This window comes from Variovorax sp. NFACC27 (assembly GCF_048301545.1).
Taxonomy (GTDB): Bacteria; Pseudomonadota; Gammaproteobacteria; order Burkholderiales; family Burkholderiaceae_C; genus Variovorax; species Variovorax gossypii.
Window position 1 is genome coordinate 3700722 of sequence record NZ_CP157613.1, and the last position, 21145, is coordinate 3721866.

The window sequence follows — 21145 nt, forward strand, 5'->3', positions numbered from 1 at the left end:
AGGGCCGGGCATTTAAAAGGCGCTTTCGAACACGTGGCATTGCAGCAAGTAGTGGAACAAACCGTGGCCGGCCTCGGCTACGACCTGGTCGAGATCGAGCGTTCGGCCGGGGGATTGCTGCGCGTGACGATTGATTTGCCCTGGGAGGCCTCCACCTCGGAAGCTGTGGCCGCGGACCTGCCGGAGCCCTTCGTCACGGTCGAGGACTGCGAGAAGGTGACGCGCCAGCTGCAATTCGCGCTTGAGGTCGACGGCGTCGACTACAAGCGGCTCGAAGTGTCATCGCCGGGTATTGACCGGCCGCTTCGCAATGAGCAGGATTTCGAGCGTTTCGTGGGCGAGGTGATCGACATCACGCTCAAGGCGCCAATGGGCGCCGCGGCGGCTGGCCAGGTGGCTGCCAACCGCAAGAAATTTCGCGGCACGCTGGAGCGGGCCGCACAGGTAGAGGGCGCCGGCGCCCCGGGCTGGCAAATCGTCTGGAGCGATGCGCCCGAGCCCAAGCCGGGTCAAAAAGTGAGCAAGAAGCGCGCGCCGGCAACGCTGCAGGCGCTGGGCTTCGTGCTGGACGAGTTGCGCGAGGCGCGGCTTGCGCCAATTGTGGATTTCAAGGGCCGCAAGGCCAAAACCCAACCGGGTTTTTCGGATATTGACGACGGAACGCAGGTTCCGGACTGACCAGAGGAGTGGTGGCATGAATCGCGAAATGTTGATGTTGGTGGATGCGATCTCGCGCGAGAAGAACGTCGAGCGCGACGTTGTCTTCGGCGCGGTCGAGTCCGCGCTGGCGCAAGCCACCAAGAAACTTCATCAGGGCGACGTGGACATCCGCGTCTCGGTCGATCGCGACAGCGGCGACTACGAAACCTTCCGCCGCTGGCACGTCGTGCCCGACGAGGCCGGCCTGCAGCTGCCCGACCAGGAAATCCTGCTGTTCGAAGCCAAGGAAGAAATGCCCGACATCGAGGTCGGCGAGTACATCGAGGAAGCTGTCGACTCCGTGCCCATCGGCCGCATCGGCGCCATGGCTGCGAAGCAGGTCATCCTGCAGAAGATCCGCGACGCAGAACGCGAGATGCTGCTCAACGACTTCATGTCGCGCGGCGACAAGATCTTCGTGGGCACCGTCAAGCGCCTGGACAAGGGCGACATCATCGTCGAGGCCGGCCGCGTCGAAGGCCGCCTGCGTCGCAGCGAGATGATCGCCAAGGAAAACCTGCGCAACGGCGACCGCGTGCGCGCAATGATCATGGAAGTCGACCTGACACTGCGCGGCGCTCCGATCATCCTGTCGCGCTCGGCTCCCGAATTCATGATCGAGCTGTTCCGCCAGGAAGTGCCCGAGATCGAGCAGGGCCTGCTCGAAATCAAGAGCTGCGCTCGCGACCCCGGTTCGCGCGCCAAGATCGCCGTGCTCTCGCACGACAAGCGCGTCGACCCGATCGGCACCTGCGTCGGCGTGCGCGGCACCCGCGTCAACGCCGTGACCAACGAGCTGGCCGGCGAGCGCGTGGACATCGTCCTATGGAGCGAAGACCCCGCCCAGTTCGTGATCGGTGCGCTGGCTCCGGCCAACGTGTCGTCGATCGTGGTCGACGAGGAAAAGCACGCCATGGACGTGGTGGTCGACGAGGAAAACCTCGCCATCGCCATCGGCCGCGGCGGCCAGAACGTGCGCCTGGCTTCCGACCTCACTGGCTGGAAGATCAACATCATGGACGCCAACGAATCGGCCCAGAAGCAGGCGAGCGAAACCGACGCCAGCCGCAAGCTGTTCATGGAGAAGCTCGACGTCGACGAGGAAATCGCCGACATCCTCATTTCGGAAGGCTTCAACAGCCTCGAGGAAGTGGCCTACGTGCCCATCTCCGAAATGCTGGAGATCGAAGCCTTCGACGAAGACACGATCAACGAGCTGCGCGCGCGCGCCAAGGATGCGCTGCTGACCATGGAGATCGCCAAGGAAGAAGGCGTCGAGGCCCAGTCGTCGGTGTCGCAGGACCTGCGCGACCTCGAGGGCCTGGACCCCGAGCTGATTCCCAAGCTGCACGAAGCGGGCGTGAACACCCGTGACGACCTTGCCGACCTCGCGGTCGATGAACTCACCGAGATCACCGGCCAGAGCGCCGATGACGCCAAAGCCCTCATCTTGAAGGCCCGCGAACATTGGTTCGCCGGCCAAGAGTGACGGTCATGGAGGCACGAAACCAATATGTCCAGTACCACTGTCGCCGAGTTCGCGAACGAGCTCAAGAAGACTCCCGAAACCTTGCTTGACCAGCTCAAGAGCGCAGGCGTGCCCAAGGCGGCCGTCACCGATGCACTCACCGAGGCCGACAAGCAGCGCCTGCTCGGCCACCTGAAGGCCAGCCACGGCACTGTCGAGCCCGAGCGCAAGAAGATCACGCTGACCAAGAAGTCGACCAGCGAGATCAAGCAGGCCGACTCCACCGGTCGCGCCCGCACCATCCAGGTCGAGGTGCGCAAGAAGCGCACCTTCATCCAGCGCGACGACGGCCACCTGGCCGCGTCCGAACCCGCGCAGCAGGCGGCCGAGGCTCCGGCTGCCGCTCCCGCAGCACCCCGCATCGACGAGGCCGAGCTGGCCCGCCGCGAGGAAGAGGCGCGCCGCCAGGCCGAACTGATCCGCCGCCAGGAAGAAGAGCTGGCCGAGAAGCGTCGCCTGCGCGAAGAAGCCGAAGCCCGCGAGCGCGAACAGGCCGAGAAGGCTGAAAAGGCCGAGCAGGAAGCTGCCCGCGCCGCCGCCGAAGCCGCCGCGAAGAAGGCCGCCGCCGAGGCAGCCGCTGCTGCGGCCGCGAAGCCGGTTGCCGCCGCTCCTGTCGCACCCGCGGTGACGGCCGCGGCCGAGCAGAAGGCCGCCGAAGAGAAGGCTGCTGACAACAGCAAGCTCGCCGCCCAGGCCGCCGCTGCACAGGCCAAGGAAGACGCGAAGGCCAAGGCCGCCGCCGAATCGAAGGCCCGTGCCGAAGAAGAGGCTGCCCGCGCCCGCGATCTCGACGAGCGTCGCCGCAAGGCCCTCGCCGAGGCGGAAGCCATCCGCGCCATGATGAACGCACCGGCCCGCGTGCTGGTGCCGCACAAGGCACCCGAGAAGCCGCAGGCCGAGAAGGCCGGCGTCAAGGGCACGCTGCACAAGCCGACCGCTCCGGCGGCACGTGCAGGCGCGCCCGCCGCTCCGGGAGCCGCGGCTGCACCCGCCGCGCCGGGCAGCGGCAAGGAAGTCAAGTCCGCGAAGCTCTCGTCGAGCTGGGCTGGCGATCCTGCCAAGAAGAAGGAAATCAAGACCCGAGGCGACGCCAGCGGCGGCGTCGGTCGCGGCAACTGGCGCGGAGGCCCGCGTGGTCGCCGTGGCAACGACCGTGGCGGCCATGACGAGCAGCACGTGCCGGCGGCACCGGTCGAAGCGCGCGTGCTCGAAGTGCATGTGCCCGAGACCATCACGGTGGCCGAACTGGCGCACAAGATGGCCGTCAAGGCGCAGGAAGTCATCAAGCAGCTGATGAAGCTGGGCCAGATGGCGACCATCAACCAGTCGCTCGACCAGGACACCGCAATGATCCTGGTGGAGGAAATGGGCCACAACGCGGTGGTTGCCGCGCTGGACGACCCCGAAGCCTTCACCGACGAGGACGTGTCGGCGCAGATCGCCGAGCCGATGCCGCGCGCTCCGGTCGTGACTGTCATGGGTCACGTCGACCACGGCAAGACCTCGCTGCTGGACTACATCCGTCGCGCCAAGGTCGCCGCGGGCGAAGCCGGCGGCATCACGCAGCACATCGGTGCCTACCACGTGGAAACCGAGCGCGGCATGGTGTCGTTCCTCGACACCCCGGGTCACGAGGCCTTCACGGCCATGCGTGCCCGCGGTGCGCAGGCCACCGACATCGTGATCCTGGTGGTGGCGGCCGACGACGGCGTCATGCCCCAGACCAAGGAAGCCATCAAGCACGCGAAGGCGGCTGGTGTGCCGATCGTGGTCGCGATCAACAAGATCGACAAGCCCGATGCCAACCTGGACCGCGTGAAGCAGGAACTGGTGGCCGAGGAAGTCGTGCCCGAGGAATATGGCGGCGACGTTCCGTTCGTCGGCGTGTCGGCCAAGACGGGCCAGGGCATCGACGACCTGCTCGAGCAGGTGCTGCTGCAGGCCGAAGTGCTGGAACTCAAGGCGCCGGTGGATGCCGCCGCCAAGGGCCTGGTCATCGAAGCGCAGCTAGACAAGGGCCGCGGCCCGGTCGCCACCGTGCTGGTGCAGTCCGGCACGCTCAAGACCGGCGACGTGGTGCTGGCCGGCTCGACCTATGGCCGCGTGCGCGCCATGCTGGACGAGGACGGCAAGCCGACCAAGTCCGCGGGTCCGTCGATCCCGGTGGAAATCCAGGGTCTGACCGAAGTGCCGCAGGCGGGCGACGAGTTCATGGTGATGGGCGACGAGCGCCGTGCGCGCGAAATCGCGACCTATCGTGCCGGCAAGTTCCGCAACACCAAGCTGGCGAAGGCCCAGGCCGCGAACCTGCAGAACATGTTCACCGACCTGTCGGCGGGCGAAGTGCAGACGCTGCGCATCATCATCAAGGCCGACGTGCAGGGCTCGCAGGAAGCGCTGGCGCAATCGCTGCTCAAGCTGGCGACGGACGAGGTCAAGGTGCAGGTGGTGTACGCCGGCGTGGGTGGCATCAGCGAGAGCGACATCAACCTCGCCATCGCCTCGAAGGCGGTCGTGATCGGCTTCAACGTGCGTGCCGATGCCGGCGCGCGCAAGCTGGCCGAAGGCAATGGCGTGCAGCTGAACTACTACAGCATCATTTACGACGCCGTGGACGAGATCAAGGTCGCGATGTCGGGCATGCTGGCACCGGAGCGCCGCGAGGAAATCATCGGCTCGGCCGAGATCCGCACGGTGTTCGTGGCATCGAAGATCGGTACGGTCGCGGGTTCGTACATCACCTCGGGTTCGGTGAACCGCAGCGCGCATTTCCGCCTGCTGCGCGACAACGTGGTGATCTACACCGGCGAGATCGACTCGCTCAAGCGTCTGAAGGACGATGTGCGCGAAGTCCGCGAAGGTTTCGAGTGCGGTATCAAGCTCAAGAACTTCAACGACATCAAAGAGGGCGACCAGCTCGAATTCTTCGAGATCAAGGAGATCGCACGTACGCTGTAAGAAGCGTACGGAGCATCGCTGTTCATGCCCAAGAAAAAAGCCGCCGTCCCCAACCGCGCCTTCAAGGTCGCCGATCAGATCCAGCGTGATCTGACGGAGTTGATCGCGCGCGAACTGAAGGATCCGCGCGTGGGCATGGTCACGATCCAGGCCGTCGAGGTCACGCCCGACTATGCGCACGCGAAGATCTTCTTCAGCCTGCTCACGGGCGACGTGGCCGAGACGACCGAAGCGCTGAACCAGGCCGCGGGCTTCCTGCGCAACGGCCTGTTCAAGCGCCTGCACATCCACACCGTGCCCACGCTGCACTTCTTGTTCGACCGCACCACCGAGCGTGCGGCCGACATGAACGCGCTCATCGCACAAGCCGTCGCTTCGCGCTCGAAAGACGACTAGCCATGAACGCGCCACGCACAAGGGTGCAGCGGCGCCCTGTGCATGGGGTGTTGCTGCTCGACAAACCGCTGGGTTTCTCCAGCAACCAGGCCTTGCAGAAGGCCAAATGGCTGCTGCGCGCCGAGAAGGCGGGCCACACCGGCACGCTCGATCCGCTGGCCACCGGCGTGCTGCCGCTGTGCTTCGGCGCAGCAACCAAGTTCAGCCAGCTGCACCTGGACGCCGACAAGACCTATGAAGCCACGGCCCGCCTCGGCATCAAGACCGCGACCGGAGATGCCGAGGGCGAGGTGATCGCCGAACGGCCAGTGCACGTCGCGCCCGAGGACCTGGAACGCGTGCAGGCGCAGTTCACCGGCCCGATCCGCCAGGTGCCGCCGATGCACAGCGCGCTCAAGAAGGACGGCAAGGCGCTGTACGAGTACGCCCGCGAAGGCGTGGAGGTCGAACGGGCCCCGCGTGACGTGGTGATCCACAAGCTCGAGATCCGCGCGATAAGCGAAGACACCATCCGCATCCTTGCCTCCGTCAGCAAGGGCACCTACATCCGCACCCTGGGCGAGGACATCGGCGAGGCGCTCGGCTGCGGCGCGCACCTGACCTCGCTGCGCCGCATCGCCACCGGCGGCTTCGTCGAGGCGCAGTGCGTCACGATCGAGGCGCTGGAGGCCATGGACGAGGAAGAGCGCCTGGCCCGGCTGCTGCCGGCCGAAGCGCTCGTCGACGGCCACAGCCGCGTCACGCTGGGCACGGAAGATGCAGCACGCTTTCTTTCGGGCCTGCGCCGCCGCGGGGCCTGGGCCGATGCGGGTGAGGTTGCCGTCTTCGGCACGCAACCGCCGGCCTTCCTCGGCACGGCCCACGTCAAGGCCGGCGAACTGATTCCGGGGCGCTTGCTGAACCCCATCGAAATCCAGCAAATTCTTTTGAACGCACAACAGACCGAAGCGACACCATGAGTACCAAGCAAATCCGCAATATCGCCATCATTGCCCACGTTGACCATGGCAAGACCACGATGGTCGACCAGTTGCTGCGCCAGTCGGGCACCTTCGCCGAACACGAGAAGGTGGTCGACACCGTGATGGACAACAACGCGATCGAAAAGGAACGCGGCATCACCATCCTGGCCAAGAACTGCGCCGTGAGCTGGAAGGGCACCCACATCAACATCGTCGACACCCCCGGCCACGCGGACTTCGGCGGCGAGGTGGAGCGCGCGCTCTCGATGGTCGACGGCGTGCTGCTGCTGATCGACGCCCAGGAAGGCCCGATGCCGCAGACCCGCTTCGTGACCAAGAAGGCGCTGGCCCTGGGCCTGAAGCCCATCGTGGTGGTGAACAAGGTCGACAAGCCGGGCGCCAACCCCGACAAGGTGGTCAACGCCGCCTTCGACCTGTTCGACAAGCTCGGCGCGACCGACGAACAGCTCGACTTCCCGGTGGTGTACGCCTCGGGCATCAACGGCTGGTCGTCGCTGGAAGAGGGCGCTCAAGGCGAGCAGTGGGGCCCCGACATGTCGGCCCTGTTCGACACCATCCTGAAGCACGTGCCCTCGCAGAAGGGTGACCCGGCCGCGCCGCTGCAGCTGCAGATTTCCGCGCTCGACTTCTCGACCTTCGTCGGCCGCATCGGCGTGGGCCGCATCAGCCAGGGCACGCTGAAGCCGATGATGGACGTGGTCGTCATGGAAGGCCCGGACGGCAAGAGCCTCAAGGGCCGCGTGAACCAGGTGCTGACCTTCCAGGGCCTGGACCGCGTGCAGGCCACCGAGGCCGGCCCCGGCGAGATCGTGCTGATCAACGGCATTGCCGACATCGGCATCGGCGTGACCGTCACCGACCCGGCCAATCCGGCACCGCTGCCGATGCTGAAGGTCGACGAGCCCACGCTGACGATGAACTTCTGCGTCAACACCAGCCCGCTGGCCGGCCGCGAAGGCAAGTTCGTCACCAGCCGCCAGATCTGGGACCGCCTGCAGAAGGAACTGCAGCACAACGTCGCGCTGCGCGTGAACGAGACCGACGAGGAAGGCGTGTTCGAAGTGATGGGCCGCGGTGAACTGCACCTGACCATCCTGCTGGAAAACATGCGTCGCGAAGGCTACGAAATGGCCGTGTCGAAGCCGCGCGTGGTGTTCCGCGAAATCAACGGCGAGCGCCACGAGCCCATCGAGCTCGTGACGGCCGACATCGAGGAAGGCCACCAGGGCGGCGTGATGCAGGCACTGGGCGAACGCAAGGGCGAGCTGGTCAACATGGAACCGGACGGCCGTGGCCGCGTGCGCCTCGAGTACCGCATTCCGGCGCGTGGCCTGATCGGCTTCACGAACGAGTTCCTGAACCTCACGCGCGGCTCGGGCCTCATCAGCAACATCTTCGACAGCTACGAACCGCACAAGGGCGACATCGGCGGCCGCAAGAACGGCGTGCTGATCTCCATGGACGACGGTGAAATCTTCACCTACGCCCTGGGCAAGCTCGACGACCGCGGCCGCATGTTCGTGAAGGCGAACGACCCGGTGTACGAGGGCATGATCGTCGGCATTCACAGCCGCGACAACGACCTGGTGGTGAACGCCACGCGTACCAAGCAGCTCACGAACTTCCGCGTTTCGGGCAAGGAAGACGCGATCAAGATCACGCCTCCGATCGAACTCACGCTCGAATACGGCGTGGAATTCATCGAGGACGACGAGCTGGTTGAAATCACGCCCAAGAGCGTGCGCCTGCGCAAGCGCTTCCTGAAGGAGCATGAGCGCAAGCGTGCCAGCCGCGACCTGATGCAGGGCTGATCGATCGACTGCTCGCACGGCAGCAGCAGGGTTCTTTCCTCCCTCCCATGCGCCTGACGCACGGCGGCGCCGTCTGGCTGATGGTCGTCGTGACCCTGATGTGGGGCACGGCGGGCGTCGTCACGCGGCACCTGGCACAGGCGCACAGTTTCGAGATCACCTTCTGGCGCAGCCTCTTCACGACGCTGGCGCTGCTGGTGATCTTGCCGCTTTGGCGCGGACGCGCCGTGTTCTCCCAGCTGCGCCGCGGCGGGCGCGAGCTCTGGATCTCCGGCGTCTGCTGGGCCGTGATGTTCACGGCCTTCATGGTCGCTCTCACGCTGGCTTCGACGGCCAGCGTGCTCGTCACCATGTCGCTCGGGCCGCTGCTCACCGCGCTGGCGGCGCGAATCTTCATCGGGCACAGGCTGCCCGCGCGCACCTGGCTGGCCATCGTGGTCGCGGGTGCGGGCATCGGCTGGATGTACGGCACCCAGTTGATGCAGGGCGGAGGCGGGTCGCTGGCGGGCACGCTGCTCGCGTTGTGCGTGCCGCTGGCCGGTGCTGCGAACTGGACCGTTGTGCAGCATGCGCAGGCCAAGGGCCACAGGATCGACCTAGTGCCGGCGGTGCTCATCGGCGCGGTGATCACCGCGCTCTTCACGCTGCCACTTGCCTGGCCGTTCAAGGCCGGTGCACACGATCTCGGGCTGCTGGCTTTCCTGGGCGTGTTTCAGCTGGCCATTCCGTGCGTTCTTTCGGTGCTGTGCGCCCAGGTGCTGAAGGCACCAGAGGTCGCATTGCTGGCTTTGCTCGAGGTGGTCTTCGGCATCGCGCTGGCCTGGATCGGCGCCGGCGAGCAGCCCGCGCCGAGCGTGCTGGCCGGCGGCGCGCTGGTCATCGGTGCGCTGGTGTTCAACGAGCTGCTGGCGCTGCGCGGACGGCGCACCACGGTGGCCGACACGGCCGTGCCGGGCGCGCACTGACACGCTGGCGCACTGCGCGCCGAGCTACTGCTGGATGCTCGTGCTTGGGACGCCCATGCCGGCCATGCGGGCCTCGAGCACCTTGCGCATGAAGGTCTGCGCGAAATCGTCGCCGACGCGCCAGTTGCCGTTGTCTTCCACGAAAGTGAATTCGCCTCTCACAGGCAGCGAGCTGTCGCCGCCCGTGAGGGCTCCCAGCAGGCTGTCGTTGTATTCGACGACCAGCGGGCAGGCATGGCCCGTGCCGTCCTCCAGCTTGCGGCAGGGACCCGTGGGTTCGATCTCGGCGATCTCGCGCGAGCGGTTCGGGTCCTTGCGCACCAGGCCTGGGTCGGTGCGCGCACGCATGCGCGCGGCCGAGGCGGCCCGGGCTGCTCCGAGCGGGGCGGCGCCTTCGCGGAATGCCTTTTCCATCGCCTCGCGGCCGATGGGTTCGGCGTTGTAGAGCGGCCTGCCGTCGGCATCGAGGTTGCCGAAGCGGGCCTCGACGATGGCCACGTCCGCGCCGCGCACCACCATCTCGTCGCCCTTGGGCTCCGTGGGGCCGATGGTGTAGGCCATCGGTTCCTTGCTGTTGCCCTGCGTCATGACCGCCATGCAGCCGCGCACGCGCTCCGGCTTGAGATAGCCGATCTCTCGCAGGCTGCTCACGGAGGGCGTCTCGATCACGGCACCGCCGCTCGGGTCGAGATGACGCATGCGCACGTCCATGCTCACGCGGCGCATCAGGCTGTCGAGCGTCTTGCGCGTGGAGGCGGCGTCGCAGGCCGGCACGCTCGCCGGGGCGAACGCATACCAGCCGATGCCGCCGCCGATCACCGCCACGGTCGCCAGGAACTTCCATGTGCCGATGCGCCGGCTGCGCTGCGCGCGTGCCTGCCACGCCCGGGCCGCCTGCTCGTCGGCTTCGATCAGGGCCTGTGCCTCGGTCACGATGCGGGCGCGCTCGACGGCCGTGGCAAAGGCCGGCTCGGTCGCGACCTGGGCGCGCAGGGCGTCGAAGCCTTCCTTCTCGAGTGGGCCGTCGGTCGCCAGCCAGGCCAGCGTGGCGACGGGGGAGGCGGCTGCGGTGCCCACGACGGGTGTTTCCGCCAGCGCCATGTCGCGCGTCTCGGCATCGATCAGGGCGTCCTTGAAGAGCGCGGCGATGGCCTCGTGCGTGATGCCCTGTTCGGCCAGTTCGACGAGGTCGTCGGCATCGATGGCTGTGTCGGCCGCGTCGTCCGCATGAGGGGCGTCGTCGGCGATCCTGTCGAGCGCCGCGTTCTGCTCCTCCTCGGTGACCAGGCCGCGCACCCGCATCCATGCCAGCGCGTGGGCCGGGCTCGGCAACGGCGGAAGGGTGGAGAACTCGGGGTGTGCGCGTGCGGCGTCGTGCTGTGCGTCGGTGATCAGGCCCTGGGTCAGCAGGGCGAGGAACGCGTCCGGGTTGGCGTCAGGCGTCATGCGGGGATTCTGCCGCGGGTGGTGCCGTTGCCGTACCGGGGAAACCGGCAGGAAGAGCAGGAAACGCTGGAAAGGGCGGGCAAGAAAAAAACGCCGGCGGGTGCCGGCGTTTCAGGGTCTTCAGGTCCGCAGGGGATCAGGGGCGGGCGAGCTTCCAGGCGCCGTTGGCGAAGCCGTCGCCGGTCTTGTCGCCGGGCTTGGCGTCCTTGGCCCAGTAGTACAGCGGCCAGCCCTTGTAGGCCCATTGGCGCTTGCCGTCTTCGCGAATGATGATGGTGTAGCCGCCGATGGGCTTGGCGGTGTCCGCCACGCCGAGCGGAGGCCAGTTGGCTGCGCATTGGCCGTTGCAGGCGGAGGTGCCGGCACCGGCGGTGTCCTTGGTGAAGGTGTACAGCGTCATTCCGTTCGGTCCGACCAGCACGCCGTCGGCGGTGCGGGTGGGCGTGTCGGGTGCGCTTGCGGTCTTGTTGGACATGCTGCCGCAGCCGGCAAGCAGGGCCGCCGCGAGGATCGAGGCGCTGAGCAATTTCATGCAGTTTCTCCTTCGGTTGAAAAATCGCGAAAACAAGCCGGTGACTGGATGCCGGGCAGGATGATTGCGCGAGCCGGCAGTTTATGCGGTCGTTACGACAAATCGCGGTAGGCGAGCGTCGCGAGTTTGAGCAAAAGGTCGCGCGGCAGCTTGCCGGCGATGGCATAGCCGAATCCCTGGTCCACCCAGTAAAAGCTCGGCACGGGGCCTTCGGAGGCGAAGCGGAAGGCGGTTTCGTTGGCGGAAGGTGCCGTTGTCGACGCGCCGGCGGCGCGGGCGTCGAGGGTGCCGATGTAGAGCGTCACGCGCTCGCCCGCGGCGTCCTCGAACATGAACTGCGCGCGCGCCCCGGTCTCGCCGGGCAGCAGGCGGCCGCCGACCAGCGTGTAGCCCTGGCTGGAGAGGTCGGGCACTTTCAGCGGACGGTCCAGGCGCCTGGAGAGCCACTGCACCAGGTGCTGCTGCTCGGACGCGGCAACTTCGACGGGATGCCTTTTCTCGGGCGCATAGACGACGTGTGCGATCGATGCGTCGTGAACGAACTCCCGCACGGCCGGCGCACGGGCGAGTTGGGCGCCGGCGCGCGGCGCGGACCACTGGGTCCATTGCGCATTCCCGAGCCAGCCGGCGGCGAATGCGACCAGCAGGCCGGCCGCGAGGCCGCTCCAGCGCATCCACGAAGTGCGTTGCTGCGTCCGGCGCGGCTGGCGGCGGTCCAGTGCGCCCAGCAGAGGTGCGGGGATGGGCGCGTCGAGCAGCTCGCCGTGCAGCCGGCACAGGGAGTCGCGTTGCGCGTGCCATGCCGCGACCCTGGCGGCCACGGCGGGGTCGCGTGCAATCGCTTGCTCGACTGCGTCATGGCGGTCCGGAGGCAACTGGCCGTCGACCCAGGCGTGCAGTTCGTCGTCGGTAGGGGGCGGGGCGGGGCGGTTCATGATGCTGCGGCAGTTTTCACTTGAGGCGGCGCAGGCCGGGGCGCACGGCGGGCGACGCGCCGTCCATCAGCTCCTGCAACCGCACGCGGGCACGCGACAGGCGCGACATCACCGTGCCGACCGGAACGCCGAGCACCCTGGCGACTTCGGCATACGACAGGTCTTCGAGCGTCACCAGCAGCAGCACGGCGCGCTGCTCCTCGGGCAACTGCATCAGGCAGCGCTGCAGGTCGATGCCGGTGCTCTGGTCGCGGCTGGAGTCGGCCATTCCCTGCACCTCCTGCACCACCTCGTCGAGCGGCACCACGGCGTGGGGCGGAGGCGTGCGGCGCACCTGGCTCGCGAAGATGTTGTGCATGACGGTGAAGAGCCACGCCCGCAGGTCGCTGCCCACCACCCACAGGCGCCACTTGCTGCAGGCGCGCTCCAGCGTGTCCTGCACCAGGTCGTCCGCCGCCCATGCATTGCCCGTGAGCGCCCGCGCGTAGCGGCGCAGGCTCGGGATGTGCTCGACCAGCAGGCGGGCGTCCATGGAGCGAAGGGCGGAGGGCGAAGGGCGGGAAAGGCCGGCGGATCAGGGCTTGGCGGGCTTCCAGGTGCCGTTGACGCCGTCGCCGGTCTTGTCGCCCGGCTTGGTGTCCTTGGCCCAGTAGTACAACGGCCAGCCCTTGGCGGCCCATTGCTTCTTGCCGTCGTCGCGGGTGACGATGGTGAAGTCGCCGCTGGGCTTGTCGCCGTCGGCCGCCATGAAGGGCGGCCAGTTGGTGGCGCATCCGCCGTTGCAGACCGACTTGCCGCTGCCGGCCGTGTCCTTGTCGAAGGTGTAGAGCGTCATGCCGTTCGGGCCCACGAGGGCGCCATCGGCGGGCTTGGGCTGGGCGAAGGCGGGGAGCGCGAGAAGGGCGCTCAGCAGGACGGCGGAAGATGCGCGGAAAGGCGACATGGAAGAACTCCTTGTTGGTGGCGACACCGGTGCTTCCGGTGACAACCGCACAAACGCCCGAGGCGCGGCTTTTATTCCATCGTCCGCAAAAAAGATTCTTCAGCGGTTGCGGCTCTTCATCGCGCGCTCGACCTCGCGCTTGCCTTCGCGGTCCTTGATGGTGTCGCGCTTGTCGTGCTCGGCCTTGCCCTTTGCCAGCGCAATCTCGCACTTCACCTTGCCGGCCTTCCAGTGCAGGTTGAGCGGCACCAGCGTGTAGCCCTTCTGCTCGACCTTGGCCGTAAGGCGGCGGATCTCATCCTTCTTCAGCAGCAGCTTCTTGGTACGGATCGAATCGGGGTTGACATGCGTGGAGGCGCTCTTGAGCGGGTTGATCTGGCAGCCCAGCACGAAGAGTTCGCCGTTGCGGATCACCACGTAGCCGTCGGTGAGCTGCACCTTGCCTTCGCGCAGCGACTTGACTTCCCAGCCTTCCAGGACCATGCCGGCCTCGAAGCGCTCTTCGAAGAAATAGTTGTAGGCAGCCTTCTTGTTGTCGGCGATGCGGGAGGAGGTATCTTGTTTCTTGGTGGCCATGACTCGGGAATATGGGGGCTGCATGGCTTCAATACAATCCGTCGCGCACGCTGTGCCGATTCTATGAAAACAGTCAACAAGTCCGTCCTCATCTGGTACAGCGCCGAAGAGATGTATGCGCTCGTCACCGACGTGGCGAAGTATCCGCAGTTTCTCCCGTGGTGCGACAAGTCCCGCGTCATCGAGCAGGACGAGGCCGGCATGACGGCCGAAGTGGGCCTGGCCTTCGCCGGGCTGCACCAGAGCTTCACCACCCGCAATACCCATGTTCCAGGCCGCGAGGTGCAGCTGAAGCTGGTCGACGGGCCGTTCTCCAACCTCGACGGCAAGTGGAAATTCACGCCCGTGGGAGAAGAGGGCGAACGCGCCTGCCGTGTCGAGCTTCACCTGAGCTACGGCTTCAGCAATTTCGCCCTGCAGGCGCTCGTGGGCCCCGTGTTCGACACCATCGCATCCAGCCTGGTCGAGGCCTTCGTCAAGCGCGCCGAGCAGGTCTACGGCTCGTCCTGATTCCGATGACCATCGAGGTCACGCTGAGCTGCTCCCCCGCAGCGCGCGAGGTGTTCGAGCAGGTGCTGCATCTCCCGCCGGGCGCGACGCTGGTCGACGCCGTCCGGGCCAGCGATCTTTCGCAGCGTTTTCCGGATCTGGACTGGCGCCATGCCATGACGCCGGGCATCTGGGGCAAGGCGGTCGAATGGGATCAGGCCCTGAAGGACGGCGACCGCATCGAGCTGTGCCGCCCCTTGGCAGTGGACCCCAAGGTGGCGCGCCGGGAGCGCTTCCAGCGCCAGGGCTCGAAGGGAACCGGCCTGTTCGCGAACCGCCGCAAGGGCGGCAAGGCCGGCTACTGACTGACGGACGACCGTGCTACTTGCAGTCGTTGTTGATCACATCCTGAATGCGCTTCTGCTCGGCGGCACGGGCGGCGTCATCCATGATTTCGCGCTCGCCCTTGGCGTTGACCTTTGCCAGCCGGATGCCGCTGTCGACCGTGGCCTTGCTCTGGCGGGCGAGGGCGCAGTTGTCGGCCTTGGCCTTCGCGATCTTTGCCTCTTCCGCGGCCTGCTTGGCCTTTTGCTCTGCTTCGGCCTTCTTGGTCTTTTCCTCGAGTTCCTTGTCGACGCCCGTGGGCTTGGGCGCGGCCGCGGCTTTCGGCGCAGCGGCAGGGGCGTCGGCGGCACCTTCCGCCGGGGGCGGCGCGTCGACATTCGGGTTCGCGGTGGACCGCGCCGCCGGCGGCGGGCCTACGCGGCGCAGGATGTTCTTCTCGGGCACGTCGGGCGGCGGAGCCTGGTCGCTGTAGACCTTCTTGCCGTTCTTGTCGAGCCATTGCCATTGAGCGCTCGCCGACAGCGGCAGAGCAACGACACATCCCAGTACCAGCCAGTGCACGAATTTCATCCCTGAAGTTTAGCCGGGCCTTACTTTTTGCAACATCCGGGTTGGGTGCTTTTGCAACGTCCGGAAATGGCCCCGGGCCGGCAAACCGGCCGGAGGCCTCGTTACAATCCGTCTTTTGGAGCTTCACCCATGCGCCTTCTCGGCAAAGCGCTCACCTTCGACGACGTGTTGTTGGTGCCAGCGTTCTCCCAGGTCCTGCCCAAGGACACCTCCCTCGCCACCAAACTCTCCCGCAACATCACGCTGAACCTGCCGCTCGTCTCTGCGGCCATGGACACCGTGACCGAAGCCCGCCTCGCGATCGCCATCGCGCAGGAAGGCGGCATCGGGATCGTGCACAAGAACCTCACCGCGCAGCAGCAGGCCGCAGAAGTGGCCCGGGTGAAGCGCTACGAGTCGGGCGTGCTGCGCGATCCGGTTGTGATCACGCCGACGCACTCGGTGCGCCAGGTGATGGCGCTGTCCGACCAGCTCGGCATCTCGGGCTTCCCGGTGGTCGACGCCGGCAAGGTGGTCGGCATCGTCACCGGCCGCGACCTGCGTTTCGAAAGCCGCTACGACGTGCCCGTCAGCGAGATCATGACGCGGCGCGAGAAGCTCATCACCGTGCCCGACGGCACCACGCTCGCCGAAGCCAAGGCGCTGCTGAACAAGCACAAGCTCGAGCGCCTGCTCGTCATCAACGGCGACTGGGAGCTCAAGGGCCTCATCACCGTCAAGGACATCACCAAGCAGACCAGCTTCCCCAATGCCGCGCGCGACCCCAACGGCCGCCTGCGCGTGGGCGCCGCTGTCGGCGTGGGTGACGGCACCGAGGAGCGCGTCGAGGCGCTGGTGAAGGCCGGCGTCGACGCCATCGTGGTCGACACGGCCCACGGCCACAGCGCCGGCGTGATCGAGCGCGTGCGCTGGGTCAAGAAAAACTATCCGCAGGTCGACGTGATCGGCGGCAACATCGCCACCGGCGACGCCGCCCGCGCGCTGGCCGACGCCGGCGCCGACGCGGTCAAGGTCGGCATCGGCCCCGGCTCCATCTGCACCACCCGCATCGTGGCCGGCGTGGGCGTGCCGCAGATCATGGCGGTCGACAGCGTTGCAACCGCGCTGCAGGGCACGGGCATTCCGCTGATTTCCGACGGCGGCGTGCGCTACTCGGGCGACATCGCCAAGGCCATCGCGGCTGGCGCGAGCACTGTCATGATGGGCAGCATGTTCGCCGGCACCGAAGAGGCGCCGGGCGAAATCGTGCTGTACCAGGGCCGCAGCTACAAGAGCTACCGCGGCATGGGCTCCATCGGCGCGATGCAGCAGGGCAGCGCCGACCGGTACTTCCAGGAGTCGACCACCGGCAACCCGAACACCGACAAGCTCGTGCCCGAAGGCATCGAAGGCCGTGTGCCCTACAAGGGCTCGATCGTCTCGATCGTCTACCAGATGGCCGGCGGCGTCCGCGCCAGCATGGGCTACTGCGGTTGCGCGACCATCGCCGACATGCAGAACAAGGCCGAGTTCGTCGAGATCACCACCGCCGGCATTCGTGAGAGCCACGTCCACGACGTGCAGATCACGAAGGAAGCGCCGAACTACCGCGCGGACTGAGCCTAATCTGGCCAGACCTTGAAAGTCGGGCCAGACTGGGTTTAAAATTTGGGCCAGATTCAAATTTTCTGGCCCAAATGCAATCCATCGGCATCGCCGAAGCCAAGAACAACTTCTCGGCCCTGATCGACTCCGTCGAAAAGGGCGAGGAGGTTCGCATCACCCGCCACGGCAAGGAAGTCGTGCGCATGCTGCCGGTGCGCCGCAAGCCGGTCATCACCGACGAGCAGATCGAGCGCGAGCTGGGCCAGATCGACGCGCTCCACGCCACCATCCAGCCCGGCCCGCAGCCGCGCGCCCTGCTCGACGAGGGGCGCCAGCAATGACCGCCTTCGTCATGGATGCCTCGGTCACGGCCGCCTGGTTGCTTCCAGACATGGCCAGCGAGCACACCCGCAGGCTCTACGCCGCCATCCGCCGCGACGAGGTCGAGCCGCAGGCACCCAACGTCTGGCAATGGGAGTGCGCCAACATCCTCGCCAACGGCGTGCGCAGCGGCCGCATTCCCTCGTCCGCCGTCGAAGGGCTGTGGAGCGTGCTCGACGCCATCCGCCATCGCGTCGAACTGCACGAGCTCGCGCCGGCGCAGCACAAGGCCGTGCTTGCCGTCGCCATCGATGCCGGCGTGTCTCTCTACGATGCGGGCTATCTCTGGCTCGCCAAGTCGCTCAATCTCCCGCTCGCCACCTTCGACGAGCAACTCATCCAGGCTGCACCCCAGGCGGGAGTGAAGCTGCTCGACATTTCAACGCTCTGAGTCCTTTCGCCATGCAACACGACAAGATCCTCATCCTCGATTTCGGCTCGCAGGTCACGCAGCTCATCGCACGCCGTGTGCGCGAAGCCCACGTGCTGAGTGAAGTGCATCCCTGCGACGTCACCGACGAATGGGTGCGCGAATACGCCGCCGACGGCCACCTCAAGGGCGTGATCCTCTCCGGCAGCCACGCCAGCGTGTACGAAGAGACCACGGACAAGGCCCCGCAGGCCGTGTTCGACCTCGGCGTGCCGGTGCTCGGCATCTGCTACGGCATGCAGACCATGGCTCACCAGCTCGGCGGCAAGGTCGAGGGCGGCCACAAGCGCGAGTTCGGCTTCGCGGCCGTGCGCGCTCATGGCCACACGGCGCTGCTGAAGGACATCGCCGACTTCACCACGCCCGAAGGTCACGGCATGCTCAACGTGTGGATGAGCCACGGCGACAAGGTCACCGAACTGCCGCCGGGCTTCAAGCTCATGGCCAGCACCGACAGCTGCCCCATCGCCGGCATGGCCGACGAGGCGCGCCGCTACTACGCGGTGCAGTTCCACCCCGAAGTCACGCACACGATGCAGGGCAAGGCGATCCTCGAGCGCTTCGTGCTCGGCATCTGCGGCGCGCAGCCCGACTGGGTCATGCGCGACCACATCGCCGAAGCCGTCGAGAAGATCCGCGAGCAGGTGGGCGATGAAGAAGTCATCCTGGGCCTGTCGGGCGGCGTCGATTCGAGCGTGGCTGCCGCGCTCATCCACCGCGCCATCGGCGACCAGCTGACCTGCGTGTTCGTCGACCACGGCCTGCTGCGCCTGAACGAAGGCGACATGGTCATGGAGATGTTCGAAGGCAAGCTGCACGCGAAGGTGATCCGCGTCGATGCCAGCGACCTGTTCCTCGGCAAGCTCGCCGGCGTGAGCGACCCCGAAGCCAAGCGCAAGATCATCGGCGGCGAGTTCGTCACCGTGTTCAAGCAGGAAGCCGCCAGGCTCAAGGCCGGTGGCGGTGGACACAAGGGAGCGACCTTCCTGGCGCAAGGCACGATCTACCCCGACGTCATCGAGTCGGGCGGCGCCAAGAGCAAGAAGGCCGTCACGATCAAGAGCCACCACAACGTGGGCGGCCTGCCCGAACAGCTGGGCCTCAAGCTGCTCGAGCCGCTGCGCGACCTGTTCAAGGACGAAGTGCGCGAACTGGGCGTGGCCCTCGGACTGCCGCCCGAGATGGTGTACCGCCACCCGTTCCCCGGCCCGGGCCTGGGCGTGCGCATCCTCGGCGAAGTGAAGAAGGAATACGCCGACCTGCTGCGCCGCGCCGACGCGATCTTCATCGAAGAGCTGCGCAACTTCACCGACGAAGCCACCGGCAAGACCTGGTACGACCTCACGAGCCAGGCCTTCACCGTGTTCCTGCCCGTGAAGAGCGTGGGCGTGATGGGCGACGGCCGCACCTACGACTACGTGGTCGCACTGCGTGCCGTGCAGACCAGCGACTTCATGACCGCCGACTGGGCCGAGCTGCCGTATGCGCTGCTGAAGAAGGTGTCGGGGCGCATCATCAACGAAGTGCGCGGCATCAACCGCGTGACCTACGACGTGTCGAGCAAGCCGCCGGCGACGATCGAGTGGGAATGATTTGCCGCTCTTCGCGGTCAATCGAAAACTATCGCTAAATTGATGTAAGTCGTTGATTTATAAATATTTTCTCCTCGATATCTATCGCCAACGATTGGTAGCAAGCAACTCAAGTTGTCGGCGGATCTGTCGGTAGCAAAAGTTCGTTCCTCTGGTCTAAAATTTGTACCGTCAGCCCGTTTCGACGCATGACGGTAAAAAAGAAGGCAAGAAGCTAGGTTTCATGCGGGTTCCGGGCGTATTTGCAGTTTGAGCGTGCTTGACGGTAAAGACGCTCTCACCCAGGAGAACGCATGCTCACCGACACCGCGCTCAAGAACCTCAAGCCCAAGCCCGCGCTCTACAAGGTGACCGACCGGGACGGGATGTACGTCACCGTGTCGCCGGTCGGCACTGTCACCTTCCGCTACGACTACCGGATGAACGGCCGCCGTGAGACCCTGACGATCGGACGTTATGGAGCGGACGGCTTGTCGCTGGCCAGGGCCCGCGAGAGGTGCATAGACGCCCGGCGCGCGGTGTCTGACGGTAAATCTCCGGCGCAGGAGAAACAGCGCGAAAAGCGCCGTCTGTCGGAGGCAAAGAACTTCCAGGAATTCACCGACAGGTGGGCCAAGGGCGCAAGGATGGCGGACAGTACTCGCTCGATGCGCAAGAGCATCCTCGACCGCGACATCCTGCCCGTCTTCAGGAACCGCCTCTTGACCGAAATCACCTCGGACGACCTGCGCGACCTCTGCAACAAGGTCAAGGGCAGGGGGGCCCCGGCTACGGCCGTCCACGTGCGAGACATCGTCAAGCAAATCTATGGGTTTGCCATCCTGCACGGCGAAAAGGTCGCCAATCCGGCCGACGACGTAGGGCCGTCCTCGATCGCGACCTTCGTGCCGAAAGACCGCGCCTTGTCGCCCGTCGAAATCCGACTGATGCACCATCAATTGGAAACGGTGGCGTCGTACCCGACCATCCGCCTGGCACTCCGGCTCATCCTGCTTACCCTCGTGCGCAAGGGTGAGCTGATCCATGCCACCTGGAACGAGATCGACTTCGAGAACGCGCTGTGGACCATCCCCAAGGAGCGCATGAAGGGTTCCAAGGCGCACAACGTCTATCTGTCGCAGCAGGCGCTCGACATCATGGTCGCGCTGCGCACTTGCGCTGGCGGTTCCAGGTACGTGCTGCCTTCGCGTTACGAGCCTGACAAGTGCATGTCCAATGCGACCCTTAACCGCGTAACGCAGCTGGTGGCCGCCCGAGCGAAGGAGAAGGGCCTGCCCTTGGACGGCTTTACCGTGCATGACCTGCGCCGTACCGGCTCGACCATCCTGAACGAACTGGGCTTCAACAGTGACTGGATCGAGAAGTGCCTCGCCCACGAAGACGGCCGCTCGTCGCGCGGGGTCTACAACAAGGCCGAGTACGCCGAGCAGCGCCGGCACATGCTGCAAGAGTGGGCGGACATGATCGACGCCTGGGTGGCAGGCAAGTCCCACACGCCCACCTTGCTGCCGCCGTCGATGAAGGTCATCACGACGCAAGCATTCCTTTGACCGGACGGCGCTTGCGCTGCCGCACGTCGGGGGAGGGCGCACGCTTCATCTGCGCGGCGTCCGAGACCTGGCGGCGTGTCTCGATCCAGGCCTCGACCTCTGCAAGATCCCACACCACGCAGCGCGAGGTCAGGTTGAACCGGCGCGGGAACTCGCCTCGACGCTCCATGTCGTAGATCGTGGTGCCAGAGAGCGGCACCATCTTGTGCAGTTCCGTCCGCCGGATCGTACGCCGGAAGGACAGGGCGCTTGAGACCCCCAATTGGGGTTGCTGCTCGGGGCTCTGCATGCGTTCGCCGTGCCCGCCGTGCAAGGCCCTGTGAGCGGCTGACTCTTCGCCTTTTCTCATGATTGACTCCATCCGTGCCACAGCGTCACGGAAGTCCGGTCACGCGGAGGGCACTGCAAATGTTGATGCCCTCATCGTGCATG

The 21145-nt window shown here is 66.2% G+C and carries 22 protein-coding genes; 14 read left to right on the forward strand and 8 right to left on the reverse strand.

Translation table 11 applies throughout. From position 1 onward, the window contains the following. The first annotated feature begins 33 nt into the window (after positions 1-33). From rimP to ABL840_RS17395, 7 genes are read left to right on the forward strand one after another with little or no spacing between them, the layout of a single operon-like run. Positions 34-678, forward strand: coding sequence for a ribosome maturation factor RimP (gene rimP, locus ABL840_RS17365; protein WP_093302905.1), 645 nt, complete (start codon positions 34-36; stop codon positions 676-678). Positions 679-694: 16 nt separating this feature from the next. Further along, positions 695-2188 (forward strand): transcription termination factor NusA, encoded by a 1494-nt coding sequence (gene nusA / locus ABL840_RS17370; protein WP_093195315.1) that lies wholly within the window; start codon positions 695-697, stop codon positions 2186-2188. 24 nt (positions 2189-2212) lie between these two features. Continuing rightward, on the forward strand, positions 2213-5185 hold the full coding sequence (gene infB / locus ABL840_RS17375) for a translation initiation factor IF-2 (protein ID WP_093195314.1): 2973 nt from the start codon (positions 2213-2215) through the stop codon (positions 5183-5185). 24 nt (positions 5186-5209) lie between these two features. Then, on the forward strand, positions 5210-5581 hold the full coding sequence (rbfA, locus tag ABL840_RS17380; RefSeq protein WP_093195313.1) for a 30S ribosome-binding factor RbfA: 372 nt from the start codon (positions 5210-5212) through the stop codon (positions 5579-5581). A gap of 2 nt (positions 5582-5583) precedes the next feature. Continuing rightward, positions 5584-6540 carry a tRNA pseudouridine(55) synthase TruB gene (gene truB, locus ABL840_RS17385; protein WP_093302909.1) on the forward strand — a complete coding sequence of 319 codons (957 nt, stop codon included), beginning with the start codon at positions 5584-5586 and terminating at the stop codon, positions 6538-6540. Next, the gene (gene typA / locus ABL840_RS17390) at positions 6537-8375 is read left to right on the forward strand and encodes a translational GTPase TypA (RefSeq protein ID WP_093195311.1); all 1839 of its coding nucleotides are present in this window, start codon (positions 6537-6539) and stop codon (positions 8373-8375) included. The genes truB and typA overlap by 4 nt, the downstream gene beginning before the upstream one ends. Before the next feature lie 47 nt (positions 8376-8422). Next, positions 8423-9340 carry a DMT family transporter gene (locus ABL840_RS17395; protein ID WP_093302912.1) on the forward strand — a complete coding sequence of 306 codons (918 nt, stop codon included), beginning with the start codon at positions 8423-8425 and terminating at the stop codon, positions 9338-9340. 24 nt (positions 9341-9364) lie between these two features. On the opposite strand, the gene ABL840_RS17400 is transcribed toward ABL840_RS17395, so the two are convergent. The 6 genes from ABL840_RS17400 to smpB form a co-directional block, all read right to left on the reverse strand. Then, positions 9365-10786, reverse strand: a complete 1422-nt coding sequence (locus tag ABL840_RS17400; RefSeq protein WP_093302914.1) for a hypothetical protein — start codon at positions 10784-10786, stop codon at positions 9365-9367. A gap of 136 nt (positions 10787-10922) precedes the next feature. Then, complete coding sequence (locus ABL840_RS17405) at positions 10923-11318, reverse strand: ATP-binding protein (RefSeq protein WP_093195308.1); 396 nt, start codon at positions 11316-11318, stop codon at positions 10923-10925. A gap of 92 nt (positions 11319-11410) precedes the next feature. Further along, positions 11411-12253: an anti-sigma factor family protein gene (locus ABL840_RS17410; protein ID WP_093302917.1), complete on the reverse strand. Its 843-nt coding sequence runs from the start codon at positions 12251-12253 to the stop codon at positions 11411-11413. Positions 12254-12269: 16 nt separating this feature from the next. Next, positions 12270-12785 (reverse strand): RNA polymerase sigma factor, encoded by a 516-nt coding sequence (locus tag ABL840_RS17415; RefSeq protein WP_093302920.1) that lies wholly within the window; start codon positions 12783-12785, stop codon positions 12270-12272. A 42-nt stretch (positions 12786-12827) separates the two neighbouring features. Next, complete coding sequence (locus tag ABL840_RS17420; RefSeq protein ID WP_093302922.1) at positions 12828-13196, reverse strand: hypothetical protein; 369 nt, start codon at positions 13194-13196, stop codon at positions 12828-12830. A 99-nt stretch (positions 13197-13295) separates the two neighbouring features. After that, a complete protein-coding gene (gene smpB, locus ABL840_RS17425) occupies positions 13296-13772 on the reverse strand; it encodes an SsrA-binding protein SmpB (RefSeq protein WP_093195304.1) in 477 nt (158 codons plus the stop codon). 63 nt (positions 13773-13835) lie between these two features. On the opposite strand from smpB, the gene ABL840_RS17430 reads away from it, so the two are divergent. Beyond that, complete coding sequence (locus ABL840_RS17430; protein ID WP_093195303.1) at positions 13836-14282, forward strand: type II toxin-antitoxin system RatA family toxin; 447 nt, start codon at positions 13836-13838, stop codon at positions 14280-14282. A gap of 5 nt (positions 14283-14287) precedes the next feature. Continuing rightward, positions 14288-14626, forward strand: coding sequence for an RnfH family protein (locus tag ABL840_RS17435; protein WP_093302925.1), 339 nt, complete (start codon positions 14288-14290; stop codon positions 14624-14626). Between the two features lie 16 nt (positions 14627-14642). Here ABL840_RS17435 and ABL840_RS17440 read toward each other — a convergent pair whose 3' ends face one another. After that, positions 14643-15176, reverse strand: coding sequence for a DUF4124 domain-containing protein (locus ABL840_RS17440; RefSeq protein WP_093302928.1), 534 nt, complete (start codon positions 15174-15176; stop codon positions 14643-14645). Between the two features lie 129 nt (positions 15177-15305). Here ABL840_RS17440 and guaB point away from each other — a divergent pair, with 129 nt between their 5' ends. The 5 genes from guaB to ABL840_RS17465 all read left to right on the forward strand — a co-directional run bounded on the left by guaB (position 15306) and on the right by ABL840_RS17465 (position 20713). Beyond that, positions 15306-16775 carry an IMP dehydrogenase gene (gene guaB, locus ABL840_RS17445; RefSeq protein WP_093195300.1) on the forward strand — a complete coding sequence of 490 codons (1470 nt, stop codon included), beginning with the start codon at positions 15306-15308 and terminating at the stop codon, positions 16773-16775. A gap of 77 nt (positions 16776-16852) precedes the next feature. Continuing rightward, the gene (locus ABL840_RS17450; protein ID WP_093195299.1) at positions 16853-17101 is read left to right on the forward strand and encodes a type II toxin-antitoxin system Phd/YefM family antitoxin; all 249 of its coding nucleotides are present in this window, start codon (positions 16853-16855) and stop codon (positions 17099-17101) included. After that, on the forward strand, positions 17098-17532 hold the full coding sequence (locus ABL840_RS17455) for a type II toxin-antitoxin system VapC family toxin (RefSeq protein ID WP_170217035.1): 435 nt from the start codon (positions 17098-17100) through the stop codon (positions 17530-17532). Before ABL840_RS17450 ends, ABL840_RS17455 begins: the two co-directional genes overlap by 4 nt. 11 nt (positions 17533-17543) lie before the next feature. Next, positions 17544-19163, forward strand: coding sequence for a glutamine-hydrolyzing GMP synthase (guaA, locus tag ABL840_RS17460; protein ID WP_093302930.1), 1620 nt, complete (start codon positions 17544-17546; stop codon positions 19161-19163). A gap of 293 nt (positions 19164-19456) precedes the next feature. Further along, positions 19457-20713: a tyrosine-type recombinase/integrase gene (locus ABL840_RS17465; protein WP_093302933.1), complete on the forward strand. Its 1257-nt coding sequence runs from the start codon at positions 19457-19459 to the stop codon at positions 20711-20713. On the opposite strand, the gene ABL840_RS17470 is transcribed toward ABL840_RS17465, so the two are convergent. Beyond that, positions 20691-21002: an AlpA family phage regulatory protein gene (locus ABL840_RS17470; RefSeq protein WP_093303300.1), complete on the reverse strand. Its 312-nt coding sequence runs from the start codon at positions 21000-21002 to the stop codon at positions 20691-20693. The genes ABL840_RS17465 and ABL840_RS17470 overlap by 23 nt on opposite strands. Between the last annotated feature and the right edge of the window lie 143 nt (positions 21003-21145).